We start from the raw sequence: 17,540 nt of genomic DNA on the forward strand, positions 1-17,540 counted from the left end.
GTTGGAAACCGGATGAACGCTCCGCAGCCGCCAGGAAATCCGTTCGGCGGTCAGCCGCAGCACGAGCAGCCAAACGCGGACGCCACGCAGGTCGTCCCAGGAGGTGGGCAGCCGCAGGCGTCCCACAACCCGGACGCCACGCAGGTCGTCTCGCCTGGTCAGACGCCTGCCGCGCCGCAGCAGAACGCGGACGCCACCCAGGTCGTCAGCCCGGGGCAGGTGCCCCCGGCCGGCGCTCCCGGCTCCGGCGGTTTCCCGGCACAGGGTCCCGGCTCCGGCGGGTTCCCCGCCCAGCAGCCGCCCCCGTACGGTGCTCCGCAGCCGCCCGCCTACGGCGCTCCGCAGTCGAACCCGTACGGGCAGCCCGTGCAGTCCAACCCGTACGGCCAGCCCGCGCAGTCGAGCCCGTACGGCCAGCCGCAGCAGCACCAGCAGCAGCCCTACGGCGCTCCGCAGAGCTCGCCGTACGGCCAGCCGCAGCAGCAGCCCTACGGCCAGCCCTCCTACGGCGGCGCTCCCGGCTTCCCGCCGCCGCCTCCCACCGGCTACGCCGAGTGGGGCTCGCGGTTCGTGGGCTACCTGATCGACGTCGCGGCGCCGGTCGTCGTGGTGTGGCTCGTCGCGTTCGTGCTGGGCCTCGTCGGCGCGGGCATCGGCCCCGACGCCGCGTGGATCTTCGCGATCATCGGCATCGTGCTCTACCTGGCGCTGTTCGGGTTCTACATCTGGAACCTGATCATCAGGCAGGGCGCGACCGGCCAGACGATCGGCAAGAAGATCGCCAAGATCAAGCTCGTCTCCGAGGAGACGCTGCAGCCGCTCGGCGCCGGCACCACCTTCGTGCGCCAGCTGTGCCACGTCGTCGACTCGCTGCCGTGCAACGCGGGCTTCCTCGCCCCGTTGTGGGAGCCGAAGAACCAGACCTGGGCCGACAAGATCATGAAGACCATCGTGATCAACGCCCCGGAGACGGCCTCGCCGTACGGCGGTGGCACCGGCGGCTTCCAGCAGCCGGGCACCGGCGGCTACCCGCAGCAGGGTGGCTACGGCCAGCCGCCGCAGCAGGGCTACGGCCAGCAGCAGGGTTGGTAAGACCTCACCAGAACAGCCCCCGGTCCCCGTGACCGGGGGTTGTTCTGTTCCGCACTCCTGCCGGTCGGCGGCCGGACGGGTGAGTACCCTTCGGACATGAGCACCCCATACGGCTTCGCGACCAGGGCGATCCACGCCGGTCAGGACCCGGACCCGACCACGGGTGCGGTGAACGTGCCCATCTACGCGACGTCGACGTACGCCCAGGACGGCGTCGGTGGGCTGCGCCAGGGCTTCGAGTACTCGCGCACCGGCAACCCGACCCGCCGCGCACTGGAGACCGCCCTCGCCTCCCTGGAACGCGGCCGCTTCGGCCGTGCGTTCTCGTCGGGCATGGGTGCCACCGACACGGCCCTGCGCGCGTTCCTCAAGCCCGGCGACCACATCGTCATCCCGAACGACGCCTACGGCGGCACGTTCCGCTTGATCGACAAGGTCTTCTCGCAGTGGGGCGTCACCCACTCGCCGGCCCCGGTCTCCGACGTCGACGCGATCCGCGCCGCCATCACGCCGGCCACGAAGCTCGTGTGGATCGAGACGCCGACCAACCCGCTGCTGAACATCGGCGACATCGCCGCGATCGCCGAGGTCGCCCACTCCGCGGGCGCCAAGCTGGTGGTGGACAACACCTTCGCGTCCCCGGCCCTGCAGACCCCGCTGGAGCTCGGCGCCGACGTGGTGCTGCACTCCACCACCAAGTACGTCGGCGGCCACTCCGACGTCGTCGGCGGCGCCCTCGTCACCTCCGACGAGGAGACCGACGCGGCGTTCGGCTTCCTGCAGAACGGCGCGGGCGCGGTCCCCGGCCCGTTCGACGCCTACCTGACCCTGCGCGGCCTCAAGACGCTCGAGCTGCGCATGGAGAAGCACTCCGACAACGCCGAGCTGGTCGCCGAGGCCCTCACCCGCCACCCGCGCGTGAAGAAGGTCATCTACCCCGGCCTGGAGTCGCACCCCGGCCACGCGGTGGCGGCCAAGCAGATGCGCCGCTTCGGCGGCATGATCTCGTTCCTCGTCGAGGGCGGCGAGGAGGCGGCGCTCGCGGTCTGCGCGCGCACCAAGCTCTTCACTTTGGCCGAGTCGCTCGGCGGCGTCGAGTCGCTGATCGAGCACCCCGGCAAGATGACGCACGCCTCGACCGCGGGCTCGATGCTGGAGGTCCCCGCCGACCTGGTCCGCGTCTCGGTGGGCATCGAGTCGGGCGACGACCTGGTGTCCGACCTGCTGGCCGCCCTCGGCTAACCCCTGCCCTCTGCTGCCCCACCGCACGCGGGGCCTCACTACACGCGGGGGCCTTTCGTGCGCTCCTGGTGCACGAAAGCTCCCCGCGTGCACTTCCAGGAGCATGAAAGCTCCCCGCGTGCACCAGGAGTACGAAAGCTCCCCGCGTGCGCTCCTGGTGCACGAAAGGGCCCCGCGTGCACTCCGAGCAACGGGAAGAGGGCGTCTGCAAGTACGGCCAACGTGGAGTTGGTGGTACTTGCAGACGCCCTCAGCGCTACTACGGCTTCTTCGAGCCGCCGAACCTGTCCACGTTGTCCGCGGTGTCGGCTGTGGGCGCCGCCGGTAGGTCGGCGCCGTTGACGCAGCCGCCGACGAACTCGATCGACTCGCCGGTGCGGACGAAGCGGCCGGCCTCGTCGCAACCCGCGTGGGCCACGGTCAGGAACGCCGCGCCGGTCAGCGCCGCAGCCGTGGTCACGGCTCCGACCAGCGGAATCACCGCGGCCACGCGTCGTACGAGTGCCATGCCACCTCCCCACGATGTGAGTCCCCCGTAAGGCAGCCTACCGGGGAACGCGCATCAGAGGTTGCCGCGGCGCTCCTGTTCCCGCTCGATGGCCTCGAACAACGCCTTGAAGTTGCCCTTGCCGAAGCCCAGCGAGCCGTGCCGTTCGATCAGCTCGTAGAACACGGTGGGGCGGTCGCCGATCGGTTTGGTGAAGATCTGCAGCAGGTAGCCGTCCTCGTCGCGGTCAACCAGGATGCGGTGCTCCTTGAGGACCTCGATCGGCACGCGGACCTCGCCGATGCGGGCGCGCAGCTCGGGGTCGTCGTAGTAGGAGTCCGGGGTCTCGAGGAACTCCACGCCCGCGTCGCGCATGGCGGTGACGGTCTTGATGATGTCGTTGGTGGCCAGCGCGATGTGCTGGACGCCGGCGCCCTCGTAGAACTCGAGGTACTCGTCGATCTGCGACTTCTTCCGCGCGATCGCCGGCTCGTTCAGCGGGAACTTCACGCGGTGGTTGCCGTTGGAGACGACCTTGCTCATCAGCGCCGAGTAGTCCGTGGCGATGTCGTCGCCGATGAACTCCGCCATGTTCACGAAGCCCATGACGCGGTTGTACCACTCGACCCAGTAGTCCATCTTGCCGAGCTCGACGTTGCCGACGCAGTGGTCGACGGCCTGGAACAGGCGCTTCGGCGCACCTTCCGGGCGCTTGACGGTCGAGGTCCTGGCGACGTAGCCGGGCAGGTACGGGCCGGTGTACTTCGAGCGGTCCACCAGCGTGTGGCGGGTCTCGCCGTAGGTCGCGATGGCCGCGAGCCGGACGGTGCCGTGCTCGTCGGAGACGTCGTGCGGCTCCTCCAGCACGGTCGCGCCCTGCTTGCGGGCGTGCTCGATGCACTGGTCGACGTTGCCGACCTCCAGCGCCAGGTCGACGACGCCGTCGCCGTGCTTGCGGTGGTGGTCGAGCAGCGGGGAACCGGGCTGCACGCCGCCGTGGATCACGAAGCGGGCCGAGCCCGACTTCAGCACGAACGACTTGTGGGTGCGCTGGCCGGTCTCGGGGCCCGCGTAGGCCACGAGCTCCATGCCGAACGCCACCTGGTACAGCCAGGCGGTCTGGGTCGCGTTGCCCGCGACGAACACCACGGCGTCCATGGCGCGCACGGGGAAGGGGTCCTTGGTCGCGTCGTAGTCGACCAACCCCACGAGCTGCCGGAGCTGGTCGTAGCTCACGTCGTCAAGCTGCTGCGTCATGCTCATCAGCATGAGATGACCCGACAGGGTGAGCAACAGTCTTCAATTTCGCTGCGCATTTTGTACAGTGATGCGTGGCCGAAGACCAGCAGAGTGAGCACTCTGACCAGACAGTCGACGAACTGGACGCACGGCTGCTGCTGCTCCTCACCGACGAGCCGCGGCTGGGCGTCCTCGAATGCTCCCGCAGGCTCGGTGTCGCACGTGGCACCGTGCAGGCCCGGCTGGACCGGCTGACCGCCCGCGGTGTGCTCACCGGGTTCCCGCCCGCGCTGGACCTGGGGGCGATGGGCTACGGGCTGACCGCGTTCGCGACGGTCGAGATCGCGCAGGGCCGCCGGCAGGAGGTGTGCGAGGGCCTGGCCGCGATCAGCGAGGTGTGCGAGGTGCACGCCACGACCGGGCAGGGCGACCTCTTCGTGCGGATGGTCGCGCGGTCCAACGCGGACCTGCAGCGCGTGGTCGACCACATCGTCGACGTGCCGCACGTGCGCAGGCTGTCGACCTCCATCGCGCTCTCCACGCCGGTGCCGCCGCGGGTGCGACCGCTCCTGGAACGCGTGAAGGGGCGGTCACCGCAGTGACCGCCCCTCCGCAACGTCGTGTGATCAGCCGGAGTACGGCACCGCGGAGATCAGCGTGACCTTCTGGAGCTTGCCGTTGGGCAGCTCGTACTCGACGGTCTCGCCGTCCTTCGAGCCGTTCAGCGCCTTGCCCAGCGGTGAGGACGGGGAGTAGACCTCCATCTCGCCGTGCGCGCCCTCTTCCCGCGTCGCCAGCAGGAAGGTCTCGGTCTCGTCGTCGCCCTCGTAGCGGATCGTGAGCACCGTGCCCGGTGCCGCGACACCCTTCGTGGTGGGAGCTTCGCCGACCTTCGCGGCCTGGAGCAGCTCGTGCAGCTGGCGGATGCGCGCCTCCTGCTTGCCCTGCTCCTCGCGAGCCGCGTGGTAGCCGCCGTTCTCGCGGAGGTCGCCCTCTTCGCGACGAGCGTTGATCTCGGCAGCCATGACCGGGCGGTACGCGATCAGTTCGTCCAGCTCAGCCTTGAGCCGGTCGTAGGCCTCCTGGGTCAGCCAGGTCACCTGGGTGTCGCTCACGGTCACCAACTCCTCGTCTTGCTCCGGCGCACGCGTGTGTGCCAGATAGTTCCCGGGCCGCCAGCCCGGAACGGAAAAACACGGCCCGCGCCGGGGCCGTGCTTGAGCTGCAATAGTAACACGGAGACAACGTTCAGCGACGGCGATTTGTTCCTCATCTCGCCGCTTAAACCGCAGATCACCCGCTTGGCCGCTAGGTCGTGGACAAGTAGGCGGGAACCTGGTAGGAGCAGCCGAACACTTCGCCGGTGACCGGCGGCTTCGAACCGCGAACAACAGTTGTCTCGACAACGGTCGAATTCCCCGGCGGGATCAGAACTTCACGCCGACCCGCTTCGTCCCCGTCCTTGGACCGGGCCCGAATGATGCAGACGGCCGGTCGCTCCGGTTGGTCTCGGGAAACCTGGAAAGTGACCTGCACCCGCTCGCTGTCGAGGATCTGGAACGCCGTCTGTTCGGCCTCGATCGGTTTTGTGCCGAGATTTCGGTAACCGACGAACGCGACGACCGCACCGACCACCACGGCTACGGCGAGTAACGCCCACCGCGCGAGCCTGGGCATCGCCGCGCGGCTGCTCTTGCCGTACCGCCCCTCGGGGAGAGCGCGCTGTGCCACTATCCCGCGCCTCCTCAAGCCTCTGGGGAACAATGGTGCTCGACGTTCAGTTGTTGAGTGTCGCAGGACCGTTCACACAGGAGGACCACGGGGGTCATGGCCGACAAGCTGCGCCTTATGGCAGTGCACGCACATCCCGACGACGAGTCGAGCAAGGGCGCGGCCACGATGGCCCGCTACATCGCGGAAGGGCACGACGTCATGGTTGTGACCTGCACCGACGGTGGTGCGGGCAGCATTCTGAACCCGGCGATGGACAAGCCGGACGTGCTCGAGAACATCATCGAGGTCCGCCGCGAGGAGATGGCCAACGCGGCCAAGATCCTCGGCATCCAGCACCGCTGGCTGGGCTTCAAGGACTCCGGCCTGCCCGAGGGCGACCCGAAGCCGCCGCTGCCCGAGGGCTGCTTCGCCCTCGTCCCGCTGGAGGAGTCGGTCCCGTCGCTGGTCGAGGCGATCCGCGACTTCCGCCCGCACGTGATCGTCACCTACGACGAGAACGGCGGCTACCCGCACCCCGACCACATCCGCACGCACGAGATCTCGATGGCCGCGATCGACGCGGCCGCCGACGCCTCGTACAAGCCGGAGCTCGGCGGGGCGTGGGACACGGTGAAGGTCTACTACTCGCACGGGTTCTCCCGCGCGAAGCTGGTGGCGTTCCACGAGGCGCTGGAGGCCCGCGGCCTGGAGTCGCCCTACACCGAGTGGCTCGCGAACTGGGACGCCGCCCGTCCCGACGTGATGGACCGCGTCACCACCCGCGTCCAGTGCTCCGAGTACTTCGACGTCCGTGACGAGGCCCTCAAGGCCCACGCCACCCAGATCGACCCGACCAGCCGCTGGTTCGCCATCCCGATGGACATCCAGGTCGAGGTGTGGCCGACCGAGGAGTACGAGCTCGTGCGCTCGCAGGTCGACTCGACGCTGCCCGAAGACGACCTGTTCGCCGGAGTTAAGGTCTAGGGGTGAACCCCTGGACCGACACGGTTGCGATCGTCGCTGTTCAGCAGCCGTCGAACACGAACGACGACAAGGGCGGCCAGGGGGAGGACTTCGGCAAGTCCTCCCCGGTCGGCCTCGTCCTGCTCATCCTGTTCTTCGTCGCCGTGTTCTTCCTGGTGCGCTCGATGAACAAGCACCTGAGGAAGCTGCCCGCGTCGTTCGACGAGCCGGCGGAGACCGCGGAGCCGGCGAAGGCGCCGAAGAAGGACTGACCGGGTTCCGGCGCACGCCCGCCAGGATGCAGGCGTGCGTCCCGGCCGTCACAGTCGCGGGTCCACCGGTTCCGACTCCAGTGCCAGCACGCCGAACACGCATTCGTGCACGCGCCACAACGGCTCGCCGCGTGCTGCCCGTTCCAGTGCCTCGATGCCCAGTGCGTACTCGCGCAACGCCAGCCCGCGCTTGCGGCCGAGGCTGCGCTTGCGCAGACGGGCCAGGTTCGCCGGCTCGGTGTAGTCGGGGCCGTAGATGATCCGCAGGTACTCGCGCCCGCGCACCTTCACGCCCGGCTGTGCCCGCCGGGTCAGGTTCGCCAGCGGCTTGACGACCATCCCCTCACCGCCGTCCGCTGTCAGCGACTCCCACCACCCGACCCCGCGCGCCACCGAGGACTCGTCGGTGACGTCGACCACGAGGTGCCGAGTCTGCTGCCACAGCGGACCCTCCAGCGCACCCAGCTTCTCCAGGTGCCACAGGTGCGAGCGGTCGTGGAACGTCTGCCCGGCCGCCGCCAGCAGCTGGAACGGTGCGATCCGCACGCCCTCCAGACCGTTCGTGGGCCAGCAGTAGCGCGAGTAGGCCTCCTGGTACGCAACGGCGTTCGCGGCACGACGCGAAGTACGCGCCAGCAGGTCCGACACGTCCACACCACGGGCCGCCGCAGCCGACAACGCCTCGACCGCCACCGGCAGCGCGCCACCGGCCGCCGCGCCGACCGCCGCGTACTGCTCGCGGATCAGGCCGGAGGCCTTGGCGTTCCACGGCAGCAGCTCGGCGTCGAGGAGCAGCCAGTCGGTGGCGAGCTCGGCGAACAGCGGCCGGACGGCCTCCCGCACCCGGTCGAGCAGTTCCTCGCCCAACGCGCCGTCGAAGAACGCGCGGCCGGTGCGCGTGTACACCGCCCCGCCCTCCTCGCGCACCAGCAGCACCGCGCGGGAGCCCATGTGCTTCTCCTCGCAGATGACCTGCGCGACACCGGCCGCGCGGTACTCGGCGAACGCGTCGGAGGGGTGCTCCAGCACGTCCTCGCGCCGCGAGGTCGCCGTGGGCGCCATCGTCGGCGGCAGGTACAGCAGGTCGTGCGGGTCGATCGCGAACCGGCTCATCACCTCCAGCGCCGAGGCCGACTGCTCCGCGCGCACCGTCACCGCGCCCATCACCGACGTCTCGATCCGGCGCAGGCCGGTGACGTCGGTCAGCGACAGCACGTCCGGCGCGCGCTCGGCGACCGGCGGCGGGAACGGCCGGTCGTTCTCGTACCAGACCTGGTGCGCCTTGACGGAGACGAGCTCCTTCTCCGGGTAGCGCAACGCGGTCAGCTTCCCGCCGAACACCACGCCCGTCTCCAGGCACATGGTGTTGTTGACCCACTCGGCCTCGGGCACCAGCACGTGCCCGTACAGCACCATCGCGGAGCCGCGGTAGTCGTTCGCCCACGGCAGCCGCACGGGCAGGCCGTACTCGTCGGTCTCGCCGGTCGTGTCGCCGTAGAGCGCGAAGCTGCGCACCTTCGCCGACGCACGGCCGTGGTAGCGCTCGGGCAGGCCCGCGTGCGCCACGACGAGCTTGCCGTCGTCCAGCACGTAGTGCGCGATCAGCCCGTCGCAGAACTTCTGCGCAGCCAGGCGGAACTCCTCCGGCTCGTGCGCGAGCTGCTCCAGCGACTTCTCCAGCCCGTGCCGGACCGTCACCTTGTGCCCGCGCAACGCGCGGACCAGCTTCTCCTCGTGGTTCCCGCGCACGCTCAGCGCGTGGCCGTTCGCGACCATGCCCATGACGAGCCGCAGCACACCGGGCGTGTCCGGGCCGCGGTCGACCAGGTCGCCGACGAACACGGCCCTGCGGTCACCCGGCGGCAGCGCGTCGACCGCGCGCCCCTCCTCGTCGCGGACCAGCGCGTAGCCCAACTCGGTGAGCAGCTCCTCCAGCTCGGCGCGGCAGCCGTGCACGTCACCGATCACGTCGAACGGGCCGGTCTCGTGCCGCAGGTCGTTGAGCAGCTTCTCGTGCACGACGGTCGCGTTGTCCACATCGGACTCCGAGCGCAGCACGTGCACGCGCTTGAAGCCCTCCTTGCCCAGATGCTTCAACGACCGGTGCAACGCGGCCCGGTGCCGCTTCACGACGTGCGCGCCGAAGTCGCGGTCCGGCCGCGATGCGTTGCGCCGCAGGCAGACGTCGGCCGGCGTGTCCAGCACGATCGCCACCGGCAGCACGTTCGCGCGCTTCGCGATCTCGACCAGCTTCGCGCGGTCGGGCGCCTGCACGTTGGTCGCGTCGACCACGGTGACCTTGCCGGCTTCCAGCCGCTTCGCCGCGACGTGGTGCAGCACGTCGAACGCCGCCGCGGACGCCGACTGGTCGTTCTCGTCGTCGGAGACGAGCCCGCGGAAGTAGTCGCTGGACAGCACCTGCGTGGGCAGGAAGTGCCTGCGCGCGAACGTGGACTTGCCCGAGCCGGAGGCGCCCACCAGCACCACCAGGCACAGGTCCGGGATCTTCAGTTCCATCAGTTCTCCGCCCCCAGGCTGAACACGGCCATCTGGGTCGGTGCGCCACGTTCGGCGTCCTCCGGCCCGATCGGCACATGTCGCACGGTGTAACCGCGTCGTGCGGCCACACCTCCCGCCCACTCCCGGAACTCCGCGCGAGTCCACTCGAAACGGTGGTCGGAGTGCCGCAACCGGCCCTCCGGCAACGTGTCGAAGAGCGGGTTGTACTCCACGTTCGGCGTGGTCACGAGGACCGTCGCCGGGCGCGCGACCACGAACACCGAGTGCTCCAGCGCGGGCAGCCGCGACGGGTCGACGTGCTCGACGACCTCCATCAGCACCGCCGCGTCGTACCCGGCGAGCTCGGGGTCCGCGTAGGTCAGAGCCGACTGCCGCAGCGTGATCCGCTCGCGCGCCCGGTCGTTCACGCGGTCGAGCTTCAGCTTGCGCGCGGCCTCCTGCAGCGCCTTCGCGGACACGTCGACGCCGTGCAGCTCGGTGAACTCGGGTTCGTCGACGAGCACCCGAAGCAGTGCGCCCCCGCCGCAGCCGAGGTCGAGCACGCGCTTGGCCCGCGCCTGCTTGAGCGCCTCGACCACGGCCACCTTGCGCTGCGCGGCGAGCGAGACCTCCGGTTCGGCCAGCGCGTTGTCCAGCTCCTCCGGCTCGACCTCGTCGACCTCGGCGAGCCGTTCCAGCGCCGACAGCACCAGCGGCCGCTTGCGCGCCAGGTACCGGGTGGTGATCAGCTCCTTGTCCGGGTGCCGCGCCAGCCAGCCGTCACCGGCCTTGAGCAGCTTGTCGACCTCGTCGGCGGCGACCCAGTAGTGCTTGCCGCCGTCGAGCACGGGCAGCAGCACGTACAGGTGCCGGAGCGCGTCGCTGAGCTTGACCGTGCCGGTCAGCGTGACGTCGCCGTAGCGGGAGTCGCCGTGCTCGTCGACCTCGACGGTCCAGCCCAGCGGCGTGAACAGCCGGTCGGCGAGCCGGTGCGGCAGCGCGGGAATGCGGACCACCAGCGGGATCGGCGTGCGCGCCAGCTCCGGGTAGCTGTCGCTGCGGCCGTTCATGGCGGTGCGGAACACGCTGCCGAGCGCGACCGTGAGCAACGACCCGGCCGCGTACGGGCGGTCGTTGACGTACTGGGTGAGCGTGCTGCCGGGACCTCGCACCAGCGCGACCGGGTCGACCTCCAGCAGGAGGGCGACCGTGCACTCCTCGTGCGTCGCCTTCGGGTAGAAGACGTGCGCGACACCCGAGCTCGTCGTGAACGACTGGGCCCGGTCCGGGTGCTTGTGCAGCAGGTGACCGAGGTCGGTCGCCGGCCGGTGGGTGGTGGTCATGGTGAGCAACACCCGGTCGAGTCTGATCGAGAGTCGCCGTTTCCGCTGCTCATTTAGTGTTGTTCGCATGACGAACCGGCTAGCGGACGCGACCAGCCCCTACCTGCTGCAGCACGCGGACAACCCGGTCGACTGGTGGCCGTGGTGCCCCGAGGCGTTCGAGGAGGCCCGGCGGCGCGACGTCCCGGTGCTGCTCTCCGTCGGGTACGCGGCCTGCCACTGGTGCCACGTCATGGCACACGAGTCGTTCGAGGACGCCGGCATCGCCGCGTACGTGAACGAGCACTTCGTGGCGGTGAAGGTCGACCGCGAGGAACGCCCGGACGTCGACGCGGTGTACATGGAGGTCACGCAGGCCATGACCGGCCATGGCGGCTGGCCGATGACCGTGTTCCTCACCCCCGACGCCAAGCCGTTCCACGCGGGCACCTACTACCCGCCGTCGCCGCGGCCCGGCATGCCGTCGTTCCGGCAGCTGGTCGAGGCGGTCTCCTCGGCGTGGACGACGCAGGGTGACGAGGTGCTGGCGTCCGCCTCGGCCGTGGTGGAGGAGATCTCGCGCCGCGCCACGCCGCTACCGCCGTCCACTGTGGACGCCGAGGTGCTGGGCGGTGCGGTGGTGTCGTTGCTGGGCGAGTTCGACCGGCGCAACGGCGGCTTCGGCGGCGCACCGAAGTTCCCGCCGTCGATGGTGGTGGAGTTCCTGCTGCGTCACCACGAACGCACGGGCTCGGTGCAGGCGCTGTCGATGGCGACCGTCACGGCCGACGCGATGGCCGACGGCGGCATGTACGACCAGCTCGGTGGTGGGTTTGCCCGATACAGTGTCGACGCGTCCTGGGTCGTGCCGCACTTCGAGAAGATGTTGTACGACAACGCTTTGCTGCTCCGCTTCTACACGCACCTCACGCGTGTCACGGGTTCTTCGCGCTACGAGCGGGTCGCGCGTGACACGGCCGGGTTCCTGCTGCGCGAGCTGCGCACGGACGAGGGCGGCTTCGCGGCGTCGCTGGACGCGGACACCGAGGGCGTCGAGGGCCTGACCTACGTGTGGTCGTACGACGAGCTGGGTGCGGCGGCGGCAGAAGCCTTCGGCGTCACCGAGGAGCCGAACTTCGAGGACGGCAGGTCCACGCTGCGGTTCGTGTCCGAGCCGGGGGAGGACGTGCGGGCGGCGTTGCTCGCGCGGCGTGCCGAGCGCCCGCAGCCCGGCCGCGACGACAAGGTGGTCGCGGCCTGGAACGGCATGGCGATCGCGGCGCTGGCCGAGGCGGGCGCGTTCTTCGGCGAGACGTCCTGGGTGCTCGCGGCGACGACGGCGGCCACGACGCTGACCGGCGTGCACCTGGTCGAGGGACGGCTGCTGCGGACCTCGCGCGACGGCGTCGCCGGCCCGTCCGCGGGCGTGCTGGAGGACTACGGGTGCCTGGCGGACGGCCTGCTCGCGCTGCACCAGGTCACCGGGTCGGTGCGGTGGCTCGACACGGCGTGCGGCCTGCTGGACACGGCACTGGCGCGCTTCGCCGTCCCCGGCACCGCAGGGGCCTACTTCGACACCGCGGACGACGCCGAGGCGCTGGTGCGCCGCCCGGCCGACTCGACCGACAACGCCTCGCCCTCCGGTGCCTCGTCGCTGGCCTCGGCGTTGCTGACCGCGTCCCTGCTGGTCGGCGCGGACCGGTCGGCCCACTACGCCGAGGCCGCCGCTGCGGCGGTGACCCGCGCGGGTCTGCTGGCCGCACGCGCGCCCCGGTTCGCGGGTCACTGGCTCACCGTCGCCGAGGCGCTGGTGGCGGGCCCGGTGCAGGTCGCCGTGGTGGGGGCGGTCGACGATCCGCGCCTGGTCGAGCTGTTCGCGACGGCGGTGGCCCACGTGCCCGGCGGTGGGGTCGTGGTGGCCGGTGAACCCGGCTCGGCGCCGTTGCTGGAAGACCGTCCGCTGGTGGACGAAGCGCCCGCCGCGTACGTGTGCCGCGGTTACGTGTGCGACCGGCCAGTGGTGTCGGTGGACGCGCTGGTCACTTCACTGTCGGCGAACACCCTCTGACTGGTTGCAGGCGTAACGTCAGTAACGACGTAATCATGTAATCAAGGGTGTGGTGGAAATGGGACGTGGATGGCGCGGACGAGGAGGCTGGCAGCAGGCTGACCTGCCACCGGCCGACGACGCGGCGGCCTGGTTCGCAGGCCGGCTGCCGGACGGCTGGTTCACCGGCGCCCCCGAGGTCGTCGTCGACCGCGAGGAGATCACCGTCGTCGGCACGCTGCCCGACCTGGAGGGCGAGTTCGACGACGCCTCCCGCGCGGCGGCCGAGTCGGGCCGCATCTCCCGGTGGCGCGAGCAGACCCGCGACGAACGCATCGAGATCGCCCGCCAGGCCGAGCACCGCTACGGCCGCAAGGTGGCGTGGGGCGCCGTGCAGGGCGGCACCCGCGAGCTCTTCACGCACCTGGCCGTGCCGGTGATGACGCGCCTGCGCCAGCCGGAGCGCCAGGTGCTCGACACCCTGGTGGCCGCCGGTGTGGCGCGGTCACGGGCCGACGCGCTGGCGTGGGCCGTGCGGCTGGTCGGGGAGCACGCGGACTCGTGGCTGGCCGAGCTGAGGGACGCGATGTCGAAGGTGGACGACCTGCGGGAGCAGGGCCCGGACCTGACCTGAGGTCCAGGGCGGCGTGGACCGGCTCCCCCGCGACTTCCGCCCGCGGGGGAGCCGCTGCCGCACCCCGGCTCGGTGCCGCCGTCCGGTTGCCCTGCGGCGTGAGCTGCGCCCGATCGGCCAGGAAGGCGCTCGACGTCTCGCTGCCGCTGAACCAGCGGGTCAACGGCCTGAAGGGCTGCGTCGAGCGCTACCACCCCATCGGGTTCGCGGCGTCGATGAGCTTCCTGGAGGCCGTGGCCGGTGACTTCGCCTCCGACCCGGCGGCGTTGCCACTGGCGGTGGAGGTGCTCACGGCCGGCCGGGACGCGTGGCAGGCCGAGGTCCGCGCCTACGCCGTGCTGCGGCGGAGGGCCAAGCGGCTCGGTCTGCGGGTGCCGCACCCGGCCGCGCCCAACCCCAACCGGCCGTCGCACTGGCACGGCGCACGGCGGGAAGCGGCGTTGCACGCCGTCTGGTTCCGGTACTCGCAGGGCACCATCGCCGACGTCGACCTGCACTGCCTCGCCGCCGCGCTCGTGCGGCGCGGACGGCTCACGGCGATGCAGCTCGCCGTGTTAGACGAGGTGCACGCCGGGTTGGAGGAGCGCTTCGCCGCCGCCGGCACGCACGACTACCAGCACTACGACGAGCTGCGGCAGCTGCTCGCGCTCGCCGCGCAGATCGCGGTCGTCACAGGCCGGTGCTGAGCGCCGTCGGCAGAAGGGCGCGCACCTCCTCGATCGTCGTGGCCTCGGACGGGTCCTTGTCCGGGCGGTAGCGGACCACGCGGGCGAAGCGCAGGGCCACGCCACCGGGGTAGCGCGGCGAGACCTGCACGCCGTCCAGCTCGATCTCGATCACGAGCTCCGGGCGGACCATCACGACCCACTCGTCCTCGGAGACCGCGATCTCCTGCAGGGCCTTCGTCTGCCAGGTCAGCAGCTCGTCGGTGAGGCCCTTGAAGGTCTTGCCGACCATGATCGGCGGGCCACCGTCCGGGTCGCGGGCGCCGAGGTGGAGGTTCGACAGCCAGCCGCGGCGGCGCCCGGAGCCCCACTCGACGCCCAGGACCACGAGGTCGAGGGTGTGGACCGGCTTCACCTTCTGCCAGGAGCGGCCGCGCCGGCCCGCCGCGTAGACCGAGGACAGCGACTTCACCATCACACCCTCGTGGCCAGCGCCCAGCGACGCCGCCACCACCGCGCCTGCCTCCTCCGGTGACGGGTCGAGGACGCCGGGGATGACGTGCTCACCCGCGACCGAGCGCAGGGCGGCGAGGCGGTCGCGCAGCGGTTCGTCGAGCAGGTCCTCCCCGTCGAGGTGCAGGCAGTCGAAGAAGTACGGGTGCAGCAGCAGCTCGCGTTCGTCCTGCGCGCCGAAGCGGCTCATCGTCTCCTGGAACGGGCGCGGGCGGCCCTCGTCGGTCAGCGCCAGCGTCTCGCCGTCCAGCACGACCGAGGTGCACGGCAGGCCGCGGACGAGCTCGACCAGCTCCGGCACGGTCTTGGTGATCTCCCGCAGCGTGCGGGTGTAGACGTGCACCTCGTCGCCGGAGCGGTGCACCTGGATGCGGGCCCCGTCGAGCTTGTGCTCCACGACGCAGCCGCCCAGCTCGGTCAGCGCCGCGTCGAGCGACTCGGCGGGGGAGGCCAGCATCGGGCGCAGCGGCCGGCCGACCTCCAGCCGGAACGCCTCCAGCTCCCCGGCACCGCCCCGCAACGCCGCCACGGCCGTCTCCGGCAGGCGACCGGACAGCATGAACGCCCTGCGGACCGCCTCACCCGGCACGTCCGCCGCCGAGGCGATGGCGTCGAGCATCACGCCCTCCAGCGCGCCCTGGCGCAGCTCACCGGTCAGCAGGCGGCGCAGGAAGTCCTGCTCGGCGGCCGTGGCCAGGCCGAACAGCCCGACCAGCAGGTCGACCCGCCGCTGCGCCGACCCCTTGCCGGACGTCGTGGCGACGGCCCCCAGGGTCAGGTCGACCTCGGCCACGGTCAGCGACGGCTCCGCGGCCGGGGGCACGGACAGGTCGAGGACCGTCCGCCAGCCGGTGCCGATGCGGCCCTGCCGGGGCGTGCCGATGAGGAACGACACGACGGCGACCACCGTGTCCGCGGTGCCGGCGGCGTTCTCGGCGTCCAAGGTGCCCTCGGCTCCTGCGGCGTCCCCGGTGCCAGCGGCGCCTCCGGCCCCTGCAACGCTCTCGGCTCCAGCGGCGTCCGCGGGGGCCACCGCCGCGCGCAGCACCGCGGCCAGCGCCTTGACCTTGGCCAGGCGCGACCGCGTCGCCGCCACCGCGGCCGACGTGTCGACTACTTCGGAGAGGTGCACGGTTTCATGGTGCACCCGTGCACTGACAATTTCTCGAGGGCCGGACTAGGCTGGGCCCGACATTCGTTCTACCTGGGGGTTCACCGCGCCATGCGAGCCGTCAAGATCATCGCCGCCGCCCTGCTCGTCGCCGCCGTCGCCGCTGTCACGGCCGGTGCCACCGCCGGTCAGGCCCGCGAGCACATCCTCCAGGGCAACACCGTCGCCGAGAAGCGCGAACACATCCTCTGAGCAGGTTGCCAGCTGTTGTGCCTGTGACGCTTCCGAGCTCCCACTCCTGGCTCTGCTGGCGTCTGCAAGGAGGGGGAGGGGCGGGCAAGGCTTCTGGCCAGGTGCTCAGACCAGCCCTCTAGACCACCGCGGCGATCTCGCGGACTGCCTCGCGCAGGCGGTCCGGCGTCAGCGCGGCGTAGCCCAGCACCAGTCCGGGCCACATGGGCGTGCGCGCGTACTGCGCGAGCGCCCACACGTGCACACCTCGCGCCTCCAGTGCGCGCTTCAACGCCATGTCGTCCATGCCGTCCGGCATGCGCAGCACCACGTGCAACCCGGCCGCGACACCGATCGGCTGCCACGACGGCAAGTGCGTCGCAACGGCGTCGAGCAACGCATCCCGGCGCTTGCGGTAGAGCGCGCGCGTACGGCGCAGATGCCGGTCGTAACCACCGGCCCGCAGCAGGTGCGCGAAGGCGGCCTGCGGGATCGTGCCGGTGCCCATGTCGTTGTACTTCTTGCGGTCCACGACACCCGCGCGCAACCGCTCCGGCACCACCAGCCACCCCAGCCGCAGGGCCGGCGCGAGCACCTTGCTCGTCGTCCCCTGGTACACGACGTGGTCGGGCGCCAGCGCCTGCAACGCGCCCAGCGCCGGCCGGTCGTAGCGGTGCTCGGCGTCGTAGTCGTCCTCGATGATCAGGCCGTCCCGCTCGCGCGCCCACTCCACCAGCGCCCGCCGCCGTTCCGGGTGCAGCACCACCCCCAGCGGGAACTGGTGCGCCGCCGTCACCAGCACCGCGCGACAGTCCGTTCTGGACAACAGGTCGACCCGGATTCCCTTGTCGTCAACGGGAACCGACACCGGCCTGAGGCCGTGCGACCGCAGCAGGTCCGCGCCGCCGAAGTGGCTCGGCTCCTCGATCGCGATGCTGCCGTTCAGCATCCGCGCGGTCAGCTGCAGCCCGTCCGCCGAGCCGTTGGTGATCACCGCGTCGCGCGCCACGACCGCGCGCACCCGCGCCAGGTAGTCGACGATCTCCTTGCGCAGCCCCACGAACCCGGCCGGGTCGGGGTAGGCGAGGTCGTCGTCGGGCAGCTCGGCCAGCGCCGCGCGGTGCGCCGCGACCCAGTCGGCGCGCGGGAACGCGCTCAGCGCGGGCAGTCCCGGCCGCAGGTTGTACCGCCAGCGCCGCGGCGGCTCCGGCACCCCGCACACCCCGGCCGGCCCGAGCGCCGCGACCGTCGTACCCGACCCGCGCCGGGCCGTGAGGTAGCCCTCCGCCACGAGCTGCGCGTACGCCGACGTGACGGTGCCGCGCGCGACGCCGAGCTGCGCGGCCAGGTCGCGCGACGACGGCAGCCGCGTGCCCGGTGCGAGCCGCCCGTCCCGGACCGCCCGCCGCAGCGCTGCCTCCACGCCACGGCGCCGCTGGTGCTCGGGCAGCAGCAGCTCGCGGAAAGTGGTCCAGTTCGCAGACATCGAAGTGGAGCTTAAATCTGGACC

The 17,540-nt window shown here is 71.2% G+C and carries 17 protein-coding genes; 9 read left to right on the forward strand and 8 right to left on the reverse strand.

Going from position 1 to position 17,540, the window contains the following annotated elements; all coding sequences use genetic code 11:
• Positions 1 to 12: 12 nt before the first annotated feature.
• The gene (locus tag AB0A63_RS06455; protein ID WP_360385988.1) at positions 13 to 1,092 is read left to right on the forward strand and encodes an RDD family protein; all 1,080 of its coding nucleotides are present in this window, start codon (positions 13 to 15) and stop codon (positions 1,090 to 1,092) included.
• Between the two features lie 96 nt (positions 1,093 to 1,188).
• Positions 1,189 to 2,334 carry a cystathionine gamma-synthase gene (locus AB0A63_RS06460; protein ID WP_360385990.1) on the forward strand — a complete coding sequence of 382 codons (1,146 nt, stop codon included), beginning with the start codon at positions 1,189 to 1,191 and terminating at the stop codon, positions 2,332 to 2,334.
• A 259-nt stretch (positions 2,335 to 2,593) separates the two neighbouring features.
• Here the strand turns inward: AB0A63_RS06460 and AB0A63_RS06465 are convergent, their stop codons facing one another.
• Both AB0A63_RS06465 and hppD read right to left on the reverse strand, forming a co-directional pair.
• A complete protein-coding gene (locus tag AB0A63_RS06465) occupies positions 2,594 to 2,842 on the reverse strand; it encodes a hypothetical protein (RefSeq protein WP_360385992.1) in 249 nt (82 codons plus the stop codon).
• A 54-nt stretch (positions 2,843 to 2,896) separates the two neighbouring features.
• Positions 2,897 to 4,078 carry a 4-hydroxyphenylpyruvate dioxygenase gene (hppD, locus tag AB0A63_RS06470; protein ID WP_360385994.1) on the reverse strand — a complete coding sequence of 394 codons (1,182 nt, stop codon included), beginning with the start codon at positions 4,076 to 4,078 and terminating at the stop codon, positions 2,897 to 2,899.
• 74 nt (positions 4,079 to 4,152) lie between these two features.
• Here hppD and AB0A63_RS06475 point away from each other — a divergent pair, with 74 nt between their 5' ends.
• Complete coding sequence (locus AB0A63_RS06475; protein WP_360385995.1) at positions 4,153 to 4,662, forward strand: Lrp/AsnC family transcriptional regulator; 510 nt, start codon at positions 4,153 to 4,155, stop codon at positions 4,660 to 4,662.
• Between the two features lie 24 nt (positions 4,663 to 4,686).
• On the opposite strand, the gene greA is transcribed toward AB0A63_RS06475, so the two are convergent.
• Both greA and AB0A63_RS06485 read right to left on the reverse strand, forming a co-directional pair.
• The gene (gene greA / locus AB0A63_RS06480) at positions 4,687 to 5,184 is read right to left on the reverse strand and encodes a transcription elongation factor GreA (RefSeq protein WP_360385997.1); all 498 of its coding nucleotides are present in this window, start codon (positions 5,182 to 5,184) and stop codon (positions 4,687 to 4,689) included.
• 184 nt (positions 5,185 to 5,368) lie between these two features.
• The gene (locus tag AB0A63_RS06485) at positions 5,369 to 5,791 is read right to left on the reverse strand and encodes a DUF4307 domain-containing protein (protein WP_360385999.1); all 423 of its coding nucleotides are present in this window, start codon (positions 5,789 to 5,791) and stop codon (positions 5,369 to 5,371) included.
• A gap of 96 nt (positions 5,792 to 5,887) precedes the next feature.
• Between AB0A63_RS06485 and mca the strand changes: the two genes are divergently transcribed.
• Complete coding sequence (mca, locus tag AB0A63_RS06490; RefSeq protein ID WP_360386001.1) at positions 5,888 to 6,757, forward strand: mycothiol conjugate amidase Mca; 870 nt, start codon at positions 5,888 to 5,890, stop codon at positions 6,755 to 6,757.
• Positions 6,758 to 6,786: 29 nt separating this feature from the next.
• Complete coding sequence (locus AB0A63_RS06495; RefSeq protein WP_360386678.1) at positions 6,787 to 7,008, forward strand: hypothetical protein; 222 nt, start codon at positions 6,787 to 6,789, stop codon at positions 7,006 to 7,008.
• 48 nt (positions 7,009 to 7,056) lie between these two features.
• On the opposite strand, the gene AB0A63_RS06500 is transcribed toward AB0A63_RS06495, so the two are convergent.
• Both AB0A63_RS06500 and AB0A63_RS06505 read right to left on the reverse strand, forming a co-directional pair.
• Complete coding sequence (locus tag AB0A63_RS06500; protein ID WP_360386003.1) at positions 7,057 to 9,525, reverse strand: polynucleotide kinase-phosphatase; 2,469 nt, start codon at positions 9,523 to 9,525, stop codon at positions 7,057 to 7,059.
• Positions 9,525 to 10,862 carry a 3' terminal RNA ribose 2'-O-methyltransferase Hen1 gene (locus tag AB0A63_RS06505; RefSeq protein ID WP_360386004.1) on the reverse strand — a complete coding sequence of 446 codons (1,338 nt, stop codon included), beginning with the start codon at positions 10,860 to 10,862 and terminating at the stop codon, positions 9,525 to 9,527. Before AB0A63_RS06505 ends, AB0A63_RS06500 begins: the two co-directional genes overlap by 1 nt.
• Before the next feature lie 55 nt (positions 10,863 to 10,917).
• Here AB0A63_RS06505 and AB0A63_RS06510 point away from each other — a divergent pair, with 55 nt between their 5' ends.
• From AB0A63_RS06510 to AB0A63_RS06520, 3 genes are all read left to right on the forward strand, one after another.
• Positions 10,918 to 12,897 carry a thioredoxin domain-containing protein gene (locus AB0A63_RS06510; RefSeq protein WP_360386005.1) on the forward strand — a complete coding sequence of 660 codons (1,980 nt, stop codon included), beginning with the start codon at positions 10,918 to 10,920 and terminating at the stop codon, positions 12,895 to 12,897.
• A gap of 58 nt (positions 12,898 to 12,955) precedes the next feature.
• On the forward strand, positions 12,956 to 13,510 hold the full coding sequence (locus AB0A63_RS06515; RefSeq protein ID WP_360386007.1) for a hypothetical protein: 555 nt from the start codon (positions 12,956 to 12,958) through the stop codon (positions 13,508 to 13,510).
• A 98-nt stretch (positions 13,511 to 13,608) separates the two neighbouring features.
• Positions 13,609 to 14,196 (forward strand): hypothetical protein, encoded by a 588-nt coding sequence (locus AB0A63_RS06520; protein ID WP_360386009.1) that lies wholly within the window; start codon positions 13,609 to 13,611, stop codon positions 14,194 to 14,196.
• Here AB0A63_RS06520 and AB0A63_RS06525 read toward each other — a convergent pair.
• Positions 14,180 to 15,820 (reverse strand): ATP-dependent DNA ligase, encoded by a 1,641-nt coding sequence (locus AB0A63_RS06525; protein WP_360386011.1) that lies wholly within the window; start codon positions 15,818 to 15,820, stop codon positions 14,180 to 14,182. The two genes, AB0A63_RS06520 and AB0A63_RS06525, sit on opposite strands and share 17 nt — an antisense overlap.
• Before the next feature lie 90 nt (positions 15,821 to 15,910).
• On the opposite strand from AB0A63_RS06525, the gene AB0A63_RS06530 reads away from it, so the two are divergent.
• The gene (locus tag AB0A63_RS06530; RefSeq protein WP_360386013.1) at positions 15,911 to 16,051 is read left to right on the forward strand and encodes a hypothetical protein; all 141 of its coding nucleotides are present in this window, start codon (positions 15,911 to 15,913) and stop codon (positions 16,049 to 16,051) included.
• A gap of 118 nt (positions 16,052 to 16,169) precedes the next feature.
• Here the strand turns inward: AB0A63_RS06530 and AB0A63_RS06535 are convergent, their stop codons facing one another.
• Positions 16,170 to 17,516 carry a PLP-dependent aminotransferase family protein gene (locus tag AB0A63_RS06535; protein ID WP_360386015.1) on the reverse strand — a complete coding sequence of 449 codons (1,347 nt, stop codon included), beginning with the start codon at positions 17,514 to 17,516 and terminating at the stop codon, positions 16,170 to 16,172.
• Between the last annotated feature and the right edge of the window lie 24 nt (positions 17,517 to 17,540).

The sequence above is a fragment of the Lentzea sp. NPDC042327 genome (assembly GCF_040647275.1).
In the GTDB taxonomy this organism is placed as follows: Bacteria; Actinomycetota; Actinomycetes; order Mycobacteriales; family Pseudonocardiaceae; genus Lentzea.